This window comes from Leeuwenhoekiella sp. MAR_2009_132 (assembly GCF_000687915.1).
GTDB lineage: Bacteria > Bacteroidota > Bacteroidia > Flavobacteriales > Flavobacteriaceae > Leeuwenhoekiella.
This window is the reverse complement of the sequence record NZ_JHZY01000004.1, coordinates 1,244,566-1,260,686: the sequence shown is the minus strand read 5'-3', so window position 1 is coordinate 1,260,686 and position 16,121 is coordinate 1,244,566. Positions and strand designations below refer to the sequence as shown.

Below are 16,121 nucleotides of genomic sequence, written 5' to 3'. Positions count from 1 at the left end.
TCTTCATTTTTTATGGGTGTTTCAAAACGGTAGATTTCTTATCAAAATTCCGTAATTTTGCACACTTATTAGAAAACGCACACCATGAGCACAAAGTTCCCTGAATATAAAGGACTTGACCTACCTAAAGTGGCCGAAGAAATTTTAGCCTATTGGAAGGAAAACGACATATTTGAAAAAAGTATTTCTACACGAGAAGGTAACGACCCTTATATCTTTTTTGAGGGACCGCCATCTGCAAACGGAATGCCTGGTATTCACCACGTTATGTCGCGTGCGATTAAAGATATCTTTTGCCGTTTTCAAACTCAAAAAGGAAAACAAGTTAAGCGTAAAGCCGGTTGGGATACGCACGGACTTCCCGTTGAGTTAGGTGTTGAGAAAGAACTGGGTATTACCAAAGAAGATATCGGTAAAAAAATAAGCGTTTCAGAATACAATGAAGCATGTAAAAATGCGGTGATGCGCTATACCGATGTGTGGAATAATCTTACCGAGCAGATGGGATATTGGGTAGATATGGAAGACCCCTATATTACCTACAAGCCAAAATATATGGAGTCAGTATGGTGGCTTCTAAAAAATATTTACAACCAGGGCCTTATTTACAAAGGCTATACAATACAACCCTATTCACCAAAGGCAGGAACCGGTTTAAGTTCGCACGAACTAAACCAGCCGGGTACCTATCAAGATGTTACGGATACTACGGTAACGGCACAGTTTAAGGTTGTAGAAGATGAGACTTTTAAAGCCTCTCCCTTAGCAGCATTTGAAGGACAGAAATACTTAATGGCTTGGACCACCACTCCATGGACATTGCCTTCTAATACAGCTTTGACAGTTGGCAAAAAGATTGATTATGTGCTGGTAAAAACATTTAATCAATATACGTTTGAGCCTATCAATGTAGTTATTGCTAAGGCTTTGGTGAGCAAACAATTTGATAAAAAATTCTTTGCTTCGGAAAGTGAGGAAGACTTTTCAAATTTTAAAGAAAGCGATAAAAAAATACCATATCAAATCCTTTCAGAATTTAAGGGTAGCGACTTATTAGAGCTGCGTTATGAGCCGGTGATTGATTATGTGAAACCTCACGATAATCCTGAGAATGCATACCGGGTAATTTCTGGCGATTTTGTTACTACAGAAGATGGTACCGGTATTGTACATACGTCACCTACTTTTGGTGCAGATGATGCAATGGTCGCTAAGCAGGCAGAGCCAGAGGTGCCGCCTATGCTCATAAAAGATGAGAATGGGAACCTAGTACCACTTGTAGATTTACAAGGTCGTTTTAGACCAGAGTTGCAGGAATTGGGAGGTAAATATGTGAAGAATGAATACTACGATGACGGCGAAGTACCAGAGAAAAGCGTAGATGTTGAGATTGCAATAAAACTCAAAGAAGAAAACAAAGCCTTCAAAGTTGAAAAGTATGTGCACAGTTATCCCAATTGCTGGCGTACCGATAAACCTATTTTATATTATCCCTTAGATTCCTGGTTTATTAAAGTAACCGATGTGCGTGATCGTATGCACGAGCTGAATTTGGGTATAAACTGGAAGCCAAAGGCTACCGGAGAAGGCCGCTTTGGGAATTGGCTCGCAAATGCCAATGACTGGAACTTATCCCGCTCACGCTATTGGGGAATTCCGTTGCCTATCTGGAGAACTGAAGATGGTAAAGAGGAAATTATCATTGGTTCGGTTTCCGAACTAAAAGAAAAAATCATTGAAGCAGTAGAATCCGGTGTTATGCAAACAGATCCTTTTGAAGGTTTTGTTGCAGGAGATATGACAGATGCAAACTATGATCTAGTTGACTTGCATAAGAATATTGTAGATGAGATTAAGTTAGTTTCACCTACCGGAAAACCCATGCGTCGCGAAGCAGATCTAATTGATGTTTGGTTTGACAGTGGTAGTATGCCCTATGCACAATGGCACTATCCTTTTGAAAATAAAGAAAAGGTTGAAAGTACCTGGCGTAAGGCAGATTTTATTGCTGAAGGTGTAGATCAAACGCGTGGATGGTTTTATACGCTTCATGCGATTGCAACGATGACTTTTGACGATGTTGCTTATAAAAACGTTGTTTCTAACGGTCTTGTTTTAGACAAGAATGGTCAGAAAATGTCTAAACGTTTGGGTAATGCCGCAGACCCTTTTGAGACCTTAAATACCTACGGTCCCGATGCGACACGCTGGTACATGATTAGCAACGCAAATCCTTGGGATAACTTAAAGTTTGACCTTGATGGTATTACGGAAGTGCAACGTAAATTCTTCGGTACACTGTACAATACCTATTCGTTCTTTTCATTGTATGCTAATCTTGATAGTTTTAACTACTCTGAAGCAGATATTGAACTTAAAGACAGACCAGAGATTGATCGTTGGGTTCTTTCAGAATTACATACGTTAATTGCCGAAGTAGATAAGTTTTATGCAGATTATGAGCCTACAAAGGCTACACGAGCGATTTCAGAATTTGTACAGGAAAATCTAAGTAACTGGTTTGTGCGATTAAGTCGTCGCCGTTACTGGAAAGGTGATTATGCACACGATAAAATTTCGGCATATCAAACCCTTTATAAATGTTTGATTACAGTTGCAAAATTAGGTGCTCCTGTCGCTCCATTTTTTATGGATCGGTTGTATAAAGATTTAAACGGTCTAACCGGTTTAGAGACTTCAGAAAGTGTTCACCTATCTGATTTTCCGGTAAGCGATGCATCTTATATAGATAGAAAGCTTGAACATAAAATGCAGAAAGCACAGACTATTTCTTCATTAACACTTTCATTACGTGCTAAAGAAAAGATTAAAGTGCGCCAGCCTTTGCAACGTATAATGATTCCTATTTTAGATAATGAACAGCGCGAAGAGATACTTGCGGTACAGGATTTGATAAAGTCTGAGGTAAATGTTAAGGAGATTGAATTGATTGATGATGCTTCAGGAATTCTCGTAAAATCTATTAAGCCCAACTTTAAAGCGCTGGGACCACGATTTGGTAAAGACATGAAGGTAGTAGCAAATGCTATTAATGCAATGAGCGCGGCAGATATTACTACGATTGAAAATGAAGGAAAAATCACCGTGGACATTAATGGAAAAAGTGTTACTTTGGCGCCCGAAGATGTGGAAATAACTTCTCAAGATATTGAAGGGTGGTTAGTTGCAAGCAGTGGTTCTTTAACAGTAGCACTTGACGTAACGCTAAACGATGCTTTAAGAAATGAAGGTATTGCCAGAGAGCTGGTTAACCGTATTCAGAATCTTAGAAAAGACTCTGGTTTTGAGGTAACAGACAAAATAGAAGTACAAATACAACGTGACGGTAAGATCGAGCAAGCCGTTATTGATAATTTAGACTATATTAAAATGGAAACGCTCACCGCAAAACTCGAGGTTGCAGAGCAAGTTACTAACGGTATAGCCATTGCATTTGACGATGTAGAAACAAAGTTGGCTATAAAAAAACAGTAAATAGAATATGGCGGCAGAAATTAAAGAACGTTTTAGCGACGCAGAATTAGAAGAGTTTAGAGTTCTTATACAGGCTAAAATCGATAAGGCTCAGAATGATCTTGATCTTATAAAAAGTGCTTATATGAATGATGGTAACAACGGTACAGATGATACCTCTCCTACATTTAAAGCTTTTGAAGAAGGTAGTGAAACCATGAGTAAAGAAGCGAATTCTGCCCTTGCAATACGTCAGGAAAAGTTTATACGTGATTTAAAAAATGCATTAAACCGCATTCAAAATAAAACGTATGGTATTTGTCGTGTTACAGGTAAATTAATTAATAAAGAGCGTCTTAAGCTTGTACCTCATGCTACATTGAGTATCGAGGCAAAAAATATGCAGTAATTCTGTATATTTTAAATAATATATAAACGCTTCAGTATCTTCTGAAGCGTTTTTTATTTTGAATAAACTATGAATACATCTAAAACTAGTTTTGCTCTTATAATGGTTCTTCTATTTTTGGGTACGATTTATAGCCAGAAGCAACTAGAATATCGTATTCCATCAAATCTTGCAAAAGGTGTTTTTGTGGCTTCTGATGATGTTTTTGAGATTTTCATTAAAACTACAGATACAAGAAATATTAGTGTACGAGCAGAAGTTGAAGGAGAGACTTTTGAAACTATAATAATAGATCCTGTTGTCGAAAATGGGTTGTGGCTAATAAAGGTAAGCAGGTCTTTAGGTTTTGAGGCTATAGACGATAAACTGGCTGCTCACAAAGTAGTCTCTATTGTGTTACATATAGAATTACCTAAAGATAAAGAGGTTTGGGTGAATTCAAGTTTAGCTTCGGTGCAGGCTCGAGGTAATTATGAGTATATAAACATGAATCTTTCGGGAGGAGATTGTAAATTGTTTGATTTCTGCGGAAGCGGTATTATCAATACGCTTAGAGGTGCTATTGAAGTAGAGACTCGCAATACGCGTATTGAAGCGTTAACCCGTAACGGAATTCAGAAAGTAGCCACAAGACCTAATGGAAAGTATCACTTAAAGCTTAAAAGCGTTGACGGTAATATAAGCGTATCGCAATCTCAATAATTTAATTATTTTTACCTTTCGCTAATCAAAAACAGCTCATGTCATTAAAGAAGGCCGTAGGCATTATAGTTCTTATTTTACTTATAGATCAAATTAGTAAAATTTATATTAAAACACATTTTCAATTACAAGAGCAAGTACAGGTTTTTGAGTGGTTTAGAATTCTTTTTGTTGAAAATGAAGGCATGGCCTGGGGGACAAAAATACCCGGTGATTACGGAAAAATAATTCTTACCCTTTTTAGAATAGGTATTCTTCCCTTAATAGGATACTGGCTTTATGATAGTGTAAGAAAAAATATGTCGAGAATTCTTATTGTTGGTGTTGCATTGATTTTTGCGGGAGCTTTTGGAAATATTATTGATTCTGTTTTTTACGGAATTATTTTTGACAGTAGTGCAGGGCAACTGGCAACTTTTTTACCTCAAGACGGGGGTTACTCTAGTTTATTTTATGGTCGTGTAGTAGATATGCTGTATTTTCCAATATGGGAAGGGTATTTGCCAGAATGGTTGCCTATCTGGGGGGGTAATTATTTTACATTTTTCAATGCAGTTTTTAATATTGCAGATATGGCGATTAGTACCGGAGTGGGTTTGCTTCTTGTGTTTAACAAAAGAGCTTTTGCAAAAGAGAAAACGGCTTAGCGTTTAGATCAACTAAGCCTCAACTAACTTAGATGGTAATAATAAATTTGGTTCCGTATCCTAATTTACTCGTGACTTCTACCTTGCCTCCTAGTGCTTCTACTTGATTTTTTACTATAAATAAGCCTACAGATTGATTGTTTTCATTATTATCTGTACTTCTAGACATATGAAAAATCTGCTCAGCATTTTTATCTGATAAATCATAGCCTGTACCATTATCTTCTATAATGAGTGATAGCTTTTTATTGTTTTCAAGACAGTAAGCTTTAATTTCAGGTTTACGACTTGGGCTTTTATTAATAATTCCATTTTTAATTAATATGGTAAAAATGTTTGTCAAAAACTCTTGATTGTATTCAATTTCCGGAACCTCTGAAAAGTCTGAGTATATGTACGCTTCCTCGCGGTCAATAAGTGGTCTTAAATTAGATTTTACCTGGTCTAGGGTTTCTTCTAGATCTATGGTTACTTTAGGCTCTGCTGCCTTTGTTTGTATTGATACAACCTCGTTAAGTCGGGCTACAGTTCGGTTTAAGCTTTGTGCAATCTCCTTATAATTGTTAAACAGTTCTTTTTGATCGTCTGTAAATTTCTGAGTTTCTACTAACTGGCTTGTAAGTTCAAGATTATTAACGTGAGATTTTATATTGTGTGACACATAATTTGCAAAAGTGAATAGGCGAGAGTTATTGGCTTCTACCAGGTCTATGGCTTTTTCAAGCATAAGCTCACGCTCTTTTTCTTTATTTACATTTACCACTACTCCCTTAAGGCCTATAATTTGACCTTTACGATCAAAATCTGGTCTGCTAATCGCGTGAGCCCAAAAGGTCTTATTCGTGTAGGTAACCATTTTGATAACTTCATCAAAGATGGGAGTTCCATTTGCTAAATTATGATAACTGGCAATTACAGACTCATGATAATTCATATCAAAAAAATGCAGTGCGTGTTTTATTGAGGGTTTGTAATTATCTGGAGTTTCTAAGATTTTTTGCAGTTGTTTATCAAAGTAACTTTTTTTATTAATAAAATCTATTCTCCAGCCACCGGCGCCTACCATTTCAGCTATTTGCTCGTAAAAAAAGCTTTCTCTTGACTCTGCGGTCTCAGGAACTGATTTTTTAGATAAAAAGGAAAGAATTCCATTTTGTTTGGTAACTGACATGCGAATTGGATTTTTAAAAATGAGGATGAAGATAGCAAAAAAATCGACATCGTGTCAAAAATTATACGTTTTATTAGGTGTTATACAGTGAGTTAGCGTGATGTCTTTGTTGTTGTGAGGTAGGTTTTTCTCAGCTTCAAACAAGGATAAACCTATCTTTAAAGCGCCTGGTCTACATCTATTTAAAAAGCGATCGTAAAACCCTTTGCCATATCCAATTCGTGATCCAATTTGATCAAAAGCGAGTAGGGGTATGAATATGACATCAAGTTGTGTGGGCGTAATTTCAATACCATTTTGAGGTTCGGGGATTCCCCACTTATTTATAATTAAGCGTGTACTGTCTGTAAGCAAATAATGACGCATAGTAGAATCTTGAAAATCACTTTTAGAAATGACAATATGTTTATCTTTTCCGTTGAGTATATTCAAAATATAATCGGTATTAACTTCCTTTAAATGTTCTATGCTTAAAAAGATATGATAAAACTCATAGTCCCAAATAGGGAGTTTGAGTAGCTGATTTGCGATAGAAAGGCTTAGTTCATCTATTTCTGATAAGCTTAAATTGTTACGCTTTTCTTTATATATTTTACGGTATTCTGCTTTAGTCATGTTTAATTTCTGAAGTAGAAAGATGAAATATCGCATCACCCTGATACACTAAAGAAGCTTCATTAGAGTTTATAATATACCCGTCATTTGTAGCTTTTACTTTATGTCTAAACGATCCGTATGGGTCTGTTATTGTTGCAATTACCTCATTTTTTTCTACAAAGTCACCGCAATTACTTTTAAGATGAAGTAGGCCGCTGTATTTTGCTCGTAACCATGAACTCGTCACAATGGTTGTTGATTTTTTTACTAGTGGTGGAGCCGTAAATTCTTTTGAGAGCATTTTAAAATGGTCTAGAATGCGCATCACCCCAAACACTCCTTCCCGCGCAATATCTTTGTCACTTACTTGCGACTTTCCGCCTTCAAAAAGTAAAATAGGTATATTTAATTTTTCGCAGGTAGAACGATAGGATTTTGCGATGTTTTTTGAGTAAACAGTAAATGGAGCTCCAAAAATTTCAGCATATTCTATAAGTTCTTTTTTATCAGGATCTACACGTATTTGAGCTACATTAAACCGGCTTCCTCCGCCGGTGTGAAAATCAAGACAAAAGTCTGCAGCAGGCAGTATTTTATTACTAAATTGATATGCAAATCTGCCTGCCAAAGAACCTTTACGAGTTCCGGGAAAAACACGGTTTAGATCTCTTCCGTCAGGAAAAGCACGTTCCATATTTAAAAAACCGAAGACATTTATAACCGGAATACATATAACAGTACCCCGTAGAACCTTGTTTATTTTTTTTGAAATAACCTGACGTACAATTTCTACACCATTAATCTCATCACCGTGAATACCTGCCGTAATTAAAATGCAGGGTCCGGGTTTTTTTGCGCGTTGTATTATAATAGGCACCTCTACAGATGTGGTCGTATATAATTTTGCGAGATTAAAATTAAGTGTGCGCCTTGTTCCCGGAGGAATTTTCTCGCCCAGTATGTGTAAAATATTGTCTTCGTCTATACCTGTCATAATTTTAGACGCCTCTTTCAATATATTTAATGACTTCTTTTGCGATATCTCTTCCCGTAGCACGTTCTATGCCCTCTAACCCTGGCGAAGAATTTACTTCAAGAATTAAAGGACCTCGAGCACTTTGTAGCATATCTACACCGGCTACGCCTAGCCCCATTGCTTTTGCTGCTTTAATAGCAGCAATTTCTTCCTCATCAGAAAGCGTGATGACTTCTGCGGTACCACCTCGGTGCAAATTAGATCTAAACTCGCCTTCTTTACCCTGACGCTTCATAGCGCCCACTACGTGGCCGTCTATTATAAAGGCTCTAATATCTGCACCTTTAGCTTCCTTAATAAACTCCTGTACAATTACACGTGCCTGTAATCCATTAAATGCTTCAATTACAGATTCTGCTGCATTTTTGGTTTCGGCTAAAACGACACCTAATCCCTGTGTTCCTTCTAAAAGTTTAATGATTAAAGGAGCGCCACCTACATGGTCTATAATCTCACCTACATCGCGCGAATAATTGGTAAAAACAGTTTTAGGAAGTCCCAAGCGTGCCCGAGATAAAATTTGAAGGCTGCGTAATTTATCACGGCTACGTACGAGTGCTTGTGACTCTGTAGTGGTAAAACAACCCATCATTTCAAATTGTCTAACTACAGCGGTACCGTAGTAGGTAATCGAAGCTCCAATACGCGGTATTATTGCTTCGGTGTCTGAAAGGTAACGTCCCTTGTAATATACAGAGGGTTTCTTCTTTTCAATAATTAAATCACATTTAAGGGGATCTATTATTTCTACATTATGCTTGCGCTTCTTTGCAGCTTCTACAAGACGCGCAGTAGAGTATAAATTACCATTACGGGATAAGATTTTTATATTCATAAGGCTTTTTGAGCGTGTGAGACATCAGTGAGTTCTGTGTCTACGATAAATTTTTTAGTAAGGAATTTACGCCCTATCAAAACCGGGAACCGCATGTCTTCGCGAGAACTTAGTGTGAGCGATATTTTGAATGTTTTTTTAAAAATAGTAATGTTACTCTGTACAACATACCGGTATTGAATCTCGCCATTACTGCTCTTTACAGCTGTAATATCATAGGATGAAAAGCGCATTTCTTTACCGTTATATTCAGGATGTTTAGGATCTAGAAATGTACAGCATAAAATGTTATCTTCTTCTCGTATATGATTACAGTGTATTGAAGATGTATAGGCACCGGTATCTATTTTGATATCAATGTCAGACAAGCCCAGTTTAGGAAAATCGGCACGGTCTATACGTCCTATAATTACTTTTTCCATAGGTTGCAATTTAATAAAAGCATAGCTGTTAATTGGTAATACCTTCTAAAACTAGGTTAATGTAGTCTTAATATTCTTTGGTAAAATTATGTTTTAATCTGTAAAGATACAGCCTATAATTACGACCAAAGTAGCGCCTGTATATTAGGGTTGCTAATTTTTATTTGCTCAAGAAGCTGTAAATTTGAATGAGATGGAAATACCTGATTTAGACTTACAATTAAAAACACTTCCCAGCAGCCCCGGGGTTTATCAATACTATGATAAGAAAGGCAAGTTGCTCTATGTGGGAAAGGCTAAAAATTTAAAAAAACGTGTTTCTTCTTATTTTACCAAGAGACACGATAATGCCCGAACGAATCTTCTGGTTAAGAAAATAGTCGAAATTAAACATATTGTTGTTGACAGTGAGACAGATGCGCTCCTGCTTGAAAATAATATGATAAAAAATTATCAGCCGCGTTACAATGTAATGCTTAAGGATGATAAAAGTTATCCCTGGATTTGTATTAAAAATGAGCGCTTTCCGCGGGTTTTTCCCACCAGAAGATTAATAAAAGATGGTAGTGAATATTATGGGCCATACACCAGTATGAAAACTGTACATACCCTACTTGATCTCATAAAAGGGTTGTATCCTTTACGTACTTGCAACTATGATCTTTCTAAAGATAAAATAGAATCTGGCAAGTATAAAGTTTGTTTAGAATATCATCTGGGCAATTGTTTGGGGCCTTGCGAGGATAATATTTCCGCAGAGACGTATCATGAGAATATAGATGCGATACGCGATATTGTAAAAGGAAATTTTAAAGACTCGTTGCATCGTTTTCGCCTACAAATGAAGGCTCATGCCGAAGCTATGGAGTTTGAAGATGCACAGCGTATTAAAGAGAAAATAGATATTTTAGAGGGCTATCAGGCAAAGAGCACAGTGGTAAACCCACTCATTAATAATGTAGATGTTTTTAGTATCGTATCTGATGAGGGGTATGGGTATGTAAACTTCTTACAACTTTCTCACGGGGCGATTATTAGATCGCACACACTGGAGCTAAAGAAAAAATTAGAGGAGTCTGATCAAGAGTTACTCGAAATAGGAATTATAGAAATACGACAGCGTTTCAATTCTCAATCTCCAGAAATATACACGCCGATTCCTGTTGATTTAGGTGAAAAATTTAGAGTTACAGTTCCAAAATTAGGTGATAAAAAGCGCATAGTAGAATTGTCTGAGCGTAATGCAAAGTATTTTAGAATGGAGCGCTTCAAACAAACCAAAATCGTAGATCCAGACCGGCATGTGAATCGCCTAATGGCTCAAATGAAGTTAGATCTAAGACTATCTGTAGAGCCCAGACATATAGAATGTTTTGATAACTCAAATATTCAGGGAACAAATCCTGTTGCAGCCTGTGTTGTTTTTAAAGACGGAAAACCCAGTAAAAAGGATTATCGTAAATTTAATATCAAGACAGTAGAAGGCCCTAATGATTTTGCATCTATGGAAGAGGTTGTGTTTAGAAGATACAGACGTTTGCTAAATGAAGATGGACCTTTGCCACAACTCATTATTGTAGATGGCGGTAAAGGCCAGCTTTCTTCTGGTGTAAAGGCTTTAGAAGATCTGGGTCTGCGCGGAAAAATTGCTATTATAGGTATCGCAAAACGACTTGAGGAGTTATTTTACCCCGGAGATTCTATTCCACTTTATCTCGATAAAAAGAGTGAAACTTTAAAAGTGATTCAGCAGCTGCGTAATGAGGCTCACCGTTTTGGAATTACATTCCATAGAAACAAGCGCAGTAATGCTGCTATAAGTACAGAGCTAGAGACAATTTCTGGTATTGGAGAAAAGACGGTAATTGAGTTGTTAACCCATTTTAGATCTGTTACTAAAGTTAAAGAAGCTTCAGAAAAGAATTTAGCTGAAGTTATAGGGCCATCAAAAGCCAGGATTATTTACAATCATTATCAACAAACAGAATGAAAAAAAGCTACTGTCTACTTATTATAGTTTTGATGAATTGGGCATTTTATGCTCAAGACAGTACGACCATAGATTTTAGTAAATATCCCAAAGGGAATCAATTAAAGGTAGGTCTTGTGCTTAGTGGCGGTGGTGCTAAAGGTTTAGCGCACATAGGCGTTTTAAAAGAGATTGAAGCAGCCGGGGTTAAAATAGATTATATAGGCGGTACCAGTATGGGTGCCATAATTGGGGGTTTATATGCGTCCGGGTATAATGCACATCAGCTTGATTCTATTTTTAACGTTGTTAATTTTGACAAATTAATTCAAGACAATTTACCGCGTAGTGCGCAATCATTTTACGAGCGCGCAGACGCAGAAAAATATGCCATAAGTCTCCCTTTTGATCATTTTAAAATCTCGTTTCCTTCAGCACTTTCTAAGGGTCAAAATATTTATAACCTATTTACAGAGTTAACGCATCACGTACAGGAAGTAAATGACTTTTCAGAATTATCTATTCCATTTTTCTGTGTGGCTACAGATGCCGAAAAAGGACAGGCTATTATTTTAGATAAAGGCTGTTTGCCCGAAGCTATTACGGCAAGTGGCGCATTACCTTCCTTATTCAGTCCAGTAATTGTAGATGACCGTATTTTAATAGATGGTGGTGTTGTTAATAATTATCCGGTTGAAGAATTACGTAGAAGAGGTGCAAATTTTATAATAGGAGTTGACGTTCAGGATGATTTGAGAGGCAAGAGTGAGCTCAAGAGCGCACCAGAGATGCTTATTCAAATTAACAATTACCGAACTATTGAAGCGATGAAAGATAAAGTCGCTGAGACAGATATTTATATAAAACCCAATATTGCAGGTTACAGCGTTGTAGACTTTGATAAAGGAGCAGCCATAATTAAGGGTGGCGAAGAAAAAGCAAAAACATTTGATTCAGAATTTGTAAAGCTAGCTCAACTTCAAAATGCGCAGTATAACAAGCCAGCATTAGCGATTAATGATACAGATACACTTAGAATTAAAAGTGTGGGTATTAATGGCAACACCTATTATACGCGATCATATATCTTAGGTAAGCTTAAAATTAAAACTCCGGCTAAAACCACTTATGCGGCTCTATTTGATGGAATTAATAATCTTGCAGCTACAAATAACTTTCAGCGTATAAATCATAAGCTAGAAGCATATGATGATGGTCAATACCATTTATCTGTAAATCTTACCGAAAGTGAATCTACAACTTACATAAAAGCGGGTATTCATTATGATGATGTGTATAAAAGTGCTGCTTTAATGAATATCACAAAAAAGCGTGTATTATTTAAAAATGATATTGCATCATTTGACCTTGCTTTAGGAGATAATATTCGGTATAATTTTGACTATTATAGCGATAATGGTTTTTATATTGGTTTTGGTTTAAGATCCTACTACAATAGCTTCGACCGTCGTGTAGATGCGAGATTTATTGAGCAATTGAGCGATTTGCCTTTGGAGAGTTTTAATAATATTACGGTAGATTATACAGATTTTACGAATCAGATATATATACAAACACTTTTTCAAAAACAATTTTCATTTAATCTGGGATTAGAACATAAATTTTTAAAAATAGATACAGAAAGTGTACGCCTTGTAGAAGACCCTAACAGTAAAGTTTATTTTGACAATAGCCATTACTTCAGCACATACGGAAGTTTACTTTTAGACAGTTTTGATAATAAATACTTCCCTACATCTGGTTGGTATTTTAATGGCGATTTTCATCTATATCTGTTATCCTCAGACTACAATAATAATTTTGAAGAGTTTTCTGTAGGTAGTGCGCGATTAAAATATGCACATAAAATCTTACCAAAACTTTCTGTACTTGTAGGCGTTGAAGGCGGTTTTAAAATAGGGGCCTCAGAAGGCGGTAGCTTTGACTTTATTTTAGGAGGTTGGGGTAATGATTTTATTAATAATATAATACCCTTCTACGGTTATGATTTCATTAGCAGCGCCGGCGATGGTCTCGTAAAATCTGATATAAGTTTTGATTTTAATTTTTATCGCAAAAATCATTTAAACTTTGGGGGTAATTTTGCCAATCTTGAAAACGGTCTTTTTACTAGCGGCAACTGGTTAACTGGGCCAGATTATACCGGTTATTTTATAGGTTACGGTTTAGAAACGCTTGTAGGACCCTTACAAACAAAACTTTCATATTCCCCTGAGGTTGATAAAGTGTTCTGGAATTTTAGCCTGGGATTTTGGTTTTAAGAAAATATTAGTTTGTTTAGCTAGTCTTTTTACGATATTTGTAATGATCGATAACGTTTTCGAAGAAAAACACAATAAGCATAAATCCTAATTGTATTACTTCGGTAAAAAAAAAGAAACTATGCCTTTCTACCATAAACTGGGTAAGATCCCGCACAAGCGTCATACACAATTTAGAAAATCTGACGGGAGTCTCTATTACGAGCAACTTTTTGGTACTATAGGTTTTGACGGGATGTATAGTAATATGTATCACGAGCAACGCCCCACACAGGTTAAAGAGATTAAAGGCAGTAAAAGTGTTAAGCCTAAAGTTGCCAAAGCAAATCACATACAATCCTATAGATTTAGAGGTTTTGAGATAAAGCCTCAGGCAGATTATCTAGAAAGCCGCAAACCTATTTTGACCAATAGCGATTGCACAATAATTCTTGCTGCACCGCAAAACAAAACACAAGATTATTTTTATAAAAACAGTGATGCAGATGAGTTGATCTTCGTGCATCGCGGTAGCGGTAAATTTCGCAGTCACTTAGGTAATTTAGACTTTAAATATGGTGATTACATTTTAATTCCGCGGGGAACAATCTATAAATTAGACTTTGATACAAGTGACAACAGATTGTTTATTGTAGAGTCTCGCAGGCCTATATACACCCCAAAAAAATACCGCAATTATTTTGGTCAATTATTAGAGCATTCTCCATTTTGTGAGCGTGATTTACGCAGACCTTATGAGTTAGAAACCAATAACGAAACTGGCGAATTCTTGATGAAAATTAAGAAGCAGGACGATCTTTTTGATATGGTTTATGCGACGCATCCCTTTGATGTGGTGGGTTATGATGGTTATAATTACCCGTATGCATTTTCTATTCACGATTTTGAACCCATAACAGGGCGCATACACCAGCCACCACCGGTACATCAAACTTTTGAGACCGATGCATTTGTGGTGTGCAGTTTTTGTCCGCGTAAATATGATTATCACCCAGAAAGCATTCCCGCACCTTATAATCACAGTAATATAGACAGCGATGAGGTGTTGTATTATGTAGATGGAGATTTTATGAGTCGCAACGATATTGAAGCCGGGCATATTTCATTACATCCTGCCGGTATTCCGCACGGGCCACACCCAGGAGCTACAGAACGTAGTATAGGTAAAACAGAAACCGAAGAACTTGCTGTAATGGTTGACACCTTTAAACCGTTGCAGATTTGTGAAGATGCGATGCCTATTGCAGATGAGAGCTATTATAAATCGTGGTTACCACACTAAATTTATTAATAGGGCTAGTTTATATAGATGCAGGTAGAGAATAACAAATAAGAAATACAGAATACAAAATCGCTTTAGATTATGAGTAAAGAATTAAAGTCAGTCGATTACGGACTCGAAAAAATATTTGAAGGAGCGCAGGATTTTCTTCCGCTTCTGGGTACAGATTATGTAGAATTTTATGTGGGTAATGCCAAGCAGGCGGCACATTTCTATAAAACGGCTTTTGGCTTTCAGTCATTTGCATATAGTGGCTTAGAGACCGGTCAGAAAGATCGCGTGAGTTATGTCTTGAAACAAGATAAAATACGACTGGTGCTTACGTCTCCGTTAGGAAGTGATTCCCCTATTAATGATCACATTGTAAAACACGGTGATGGGGTTAAGGTGGTTGCGCTTTGGGTAGAAGACGCACGCAGTGCATTTGAAGAAACGACAAAGCGTGGTGCAAAACCATTTATGGAACCTACAGTAGAAAAAGATGCGCATGGTGAGGTTGTGCGTTCTGGTATTTACACCTATGGTGAGACTGTACATATGTTTGTAGAGCGTAAAAATTACAAAGGTGATTTTATGCCAGGTTATCGTAAATGGGAATCAGACTACAATCCAGAATCAACCGGTTTAAAATACATAGACCACATGGTAGGTAATGTAGGCTGGGGAGAAATGAATACATGGGTGAAATGGTATGAAGATGTAATGGGCTTTGTTAACTTCCTGACTTTTGATGACAAGCAAATCACCACAGAGTATTCTGCTTTGATGAGTAAAGTGATGAGTAATGGTAACGGCAGAATAAAATTCCCAATTAATGAACCGGCAGAAGGGATTAAAAAATCTCAGATCGAAGAATATCTAGATTTTTACGAGGGTCCTGGAGTTCAGCATTTAGCTGTTGCTACAGATGATATTGTTAAGACTGTTTCCGCTTTGCGTGCTAGAGGAGTAGAATTTTTGCCACCACCACCGCAAGCCTATTACGATGATATTCCTAGAAGACTGGGAGCGCATATGGAGACTATGAAAGAAGATCTTACTAAACTACAAGAGCTATCAATACTTGTGGATGCAGATGAAGAAGGGTATTTGCTTCAGATTTTCACTAAGCCACTTCAAGACAGACCCACTTTATTTTTTGAAATCATTCAGCGTATGGGAGCAAAAGGTTTTGGTGCAGGTAACTTTAAAGCCTTGTTTGAGTCTATAGAGCGGGAGCAAGCTTCAAGGGGTACCTTATAATATTTGAGCTTTGCTAAAAAAATATACGTTACAAATCCTTGTTTACTAGTAAG

General features: G+C 36.8%; 13 protein-coding genes. 8 read left to right on the top strand and 5 right to left on the bottom strand.

Translation table 11 applies throughout. The features are described from left to right. The first annotated feature begins 84 nt into the window (after window positions 1-84). From ileS to P164_RS13865, 4 genes are all read left to right on the top strand, one after another. Window positions 85-3,495, top strand: coding sequence for an isoleucine--tRNA ligase (gene ileS / locus P164_RS13880; protein ID WP_028376936.1), 3,411 nt, complete (start codon window positions 85-87; stop codon window positions 3,493-3,495). A 7-nt stretch (window positions 3,496-3,502) separates the two neighbouring features. Continuing rightward, a complete protein-coding gene (locus P164_RS13875; protein WP_028376935.1) occupies window positions 3,503-3,883 on the top strand; it encodes a TraR/DksA family transcriptional regulator in 381 nt (126 codons plus the stop codon). Between the two features lie 69 nt (window positions 3,884-3,952). Next, entirely contained in the window at window positions 3,953-4,585 is a 633-nt protein-coding gene (locus P164_RS13870) for a hypothetical protein (protein ID WP_125411779.1), read from the top strand. Window positions 4,586-4,623: 38 nt separating this feature from the next. Next, window positions 4,624-5,232: a lipoprotein signal peptidase gene (locus tag P164_RS13865; protein WP_028376933.1), complete on the top strand. Its 609-nt coding sequence runs from the start codon at window positions 4,624-4,626 to the stop codon at window positions 5,230-5,232. 28 nt (window positions 5,233-5,260) lie between these two features. Here the strand turns inward: P164_RS13865 and P164_RS13860 are convergent, their stop codons facing one another. The 5 genes from P164_RS13860 to P164_RS13840 are packed head-to-tail and all read right to left on the bottom strand — an operon-like array spanning window position 5,261 to window position 9,293. Then, on the bottom strand, window positions 5,261-6,403 hold the full coding sequence (locus P164_RS13860; protein WP_028376932.1) for a sensor histidine kinase: 1,143 nt from the start codon (window positions 6,401-6,403) through the stop codon (window positions 5,261-5,263). Window positions 6,404-6,457: 54 nt separating this feature from the next. Further along, on the bottom strand, window positions 6,458-7,018 hold the full coding sequence (locus P164_RS13855; protein WP_028376931.1) for a 5-formyltetrahydrofolate cyclo-ligase: 561 nt from the start codon (window positions 7,016-7,018) through the stop codon (window positions 6,458-6,460). After that, window positions 7,011-7,994: a succinylglutamate desuccinylase/aspartoacylase family protein gene (locus P164_RS13850; RefSeq protein WP_028376930.1), complete on the bottom strand. Its 984-nt coding sequence runs from the start codon at window positions 7,992-7,994 to the stop codon at window positions 7,011-7,013. The genes P164_RS13855 and P164_RS13850 overlap by 8 nt, the downstream gene beginning before the upstream one ends. Before the next feature lie 4 nt (window positions 7,995-7,998). Next, the gene (gene rimK, locus P164_RS13845) at window positions 7,999-8,871 is read right to left on the bottom strand and encodes a 30S ribosomal protein S6--L-glutamate ligase (RefSeq protein ID WP_028376929.1); all 873 of its coding nucleotides are present in this window, start codon (window positions 8,869-8,871) and stop codon (window positions 7,999-8,001) included. Continuing rightward, window positions 8,868-9,293: an ATP-dependent zinc protease gene (locus P164_RS13840; protein WP_028376928.1), complete on the bottom strand. Its 426-nt coding sequence runs from the start codon at window positions 9,291-9,293 to the stop codon at window positions 8,868-8,870. The genes rimK and P164_RS13840 overlap by 4 nt, the downstream gene beginning before the upstream one ends. Window positions 9,294-9,486: 193 nt before the next feature. Between P164_RS13840 and uvrC the strand changes: the two genes are divergently transcribed. From uvrC to hppD, 4 genes are all read left to right on the top strand, one after another. Further along, a complete protein-coding gene (gene uvrC / locus P164_RS13835; RefSeq protein WP_028376927.1) occupies window positions 9,487-11,283 on the top strand; it encodes an excinuclease ABC subunit UvrC in 1,797 nt (598 codons plus the stop codon). Continuing rightward, a complete protein-coding gene (locus P164_RS13830; RefSeq protein WP_028376926.1) occupies window positions 11,280-13,544 on the top strand; it encodes a patatin-like phospholipase family protein in 2,265 nt (754 codons plus the stop codon). The genes uvrC and P164_RS13830 overlap by 4 nt, the downstream gene beginning before the upstream one ends. Before the next feature lie 121 nt (window positions 13,545-13,665). Next, entirely contained in the window at window positions 13,666-14,826 is a 1,161-nt protein-coding gene (locus P164_RS13825) for a homogentisate 1,2-dioxygenase (RefSeq protein ID WP_028376925.1), read from the top strand. 81 nt (window positions 14,827-14,907) lie between these two features. Next, window positions 14,908-16,068: a 4-hydroxyphenylpyruvate dioxygenase gene (hppD, locus tag P164_RS13820; RefSeq protein WP_028376924.1), complete on the top strand. Its 1,161-nt coding sequence runs from the start codon at window positions 14,908-14,910 to the stop codon at window positions 16,066-16,068. The last annotated feature ends 53 nt before the right edge of the window (window positions 16,069-16,121 follow it).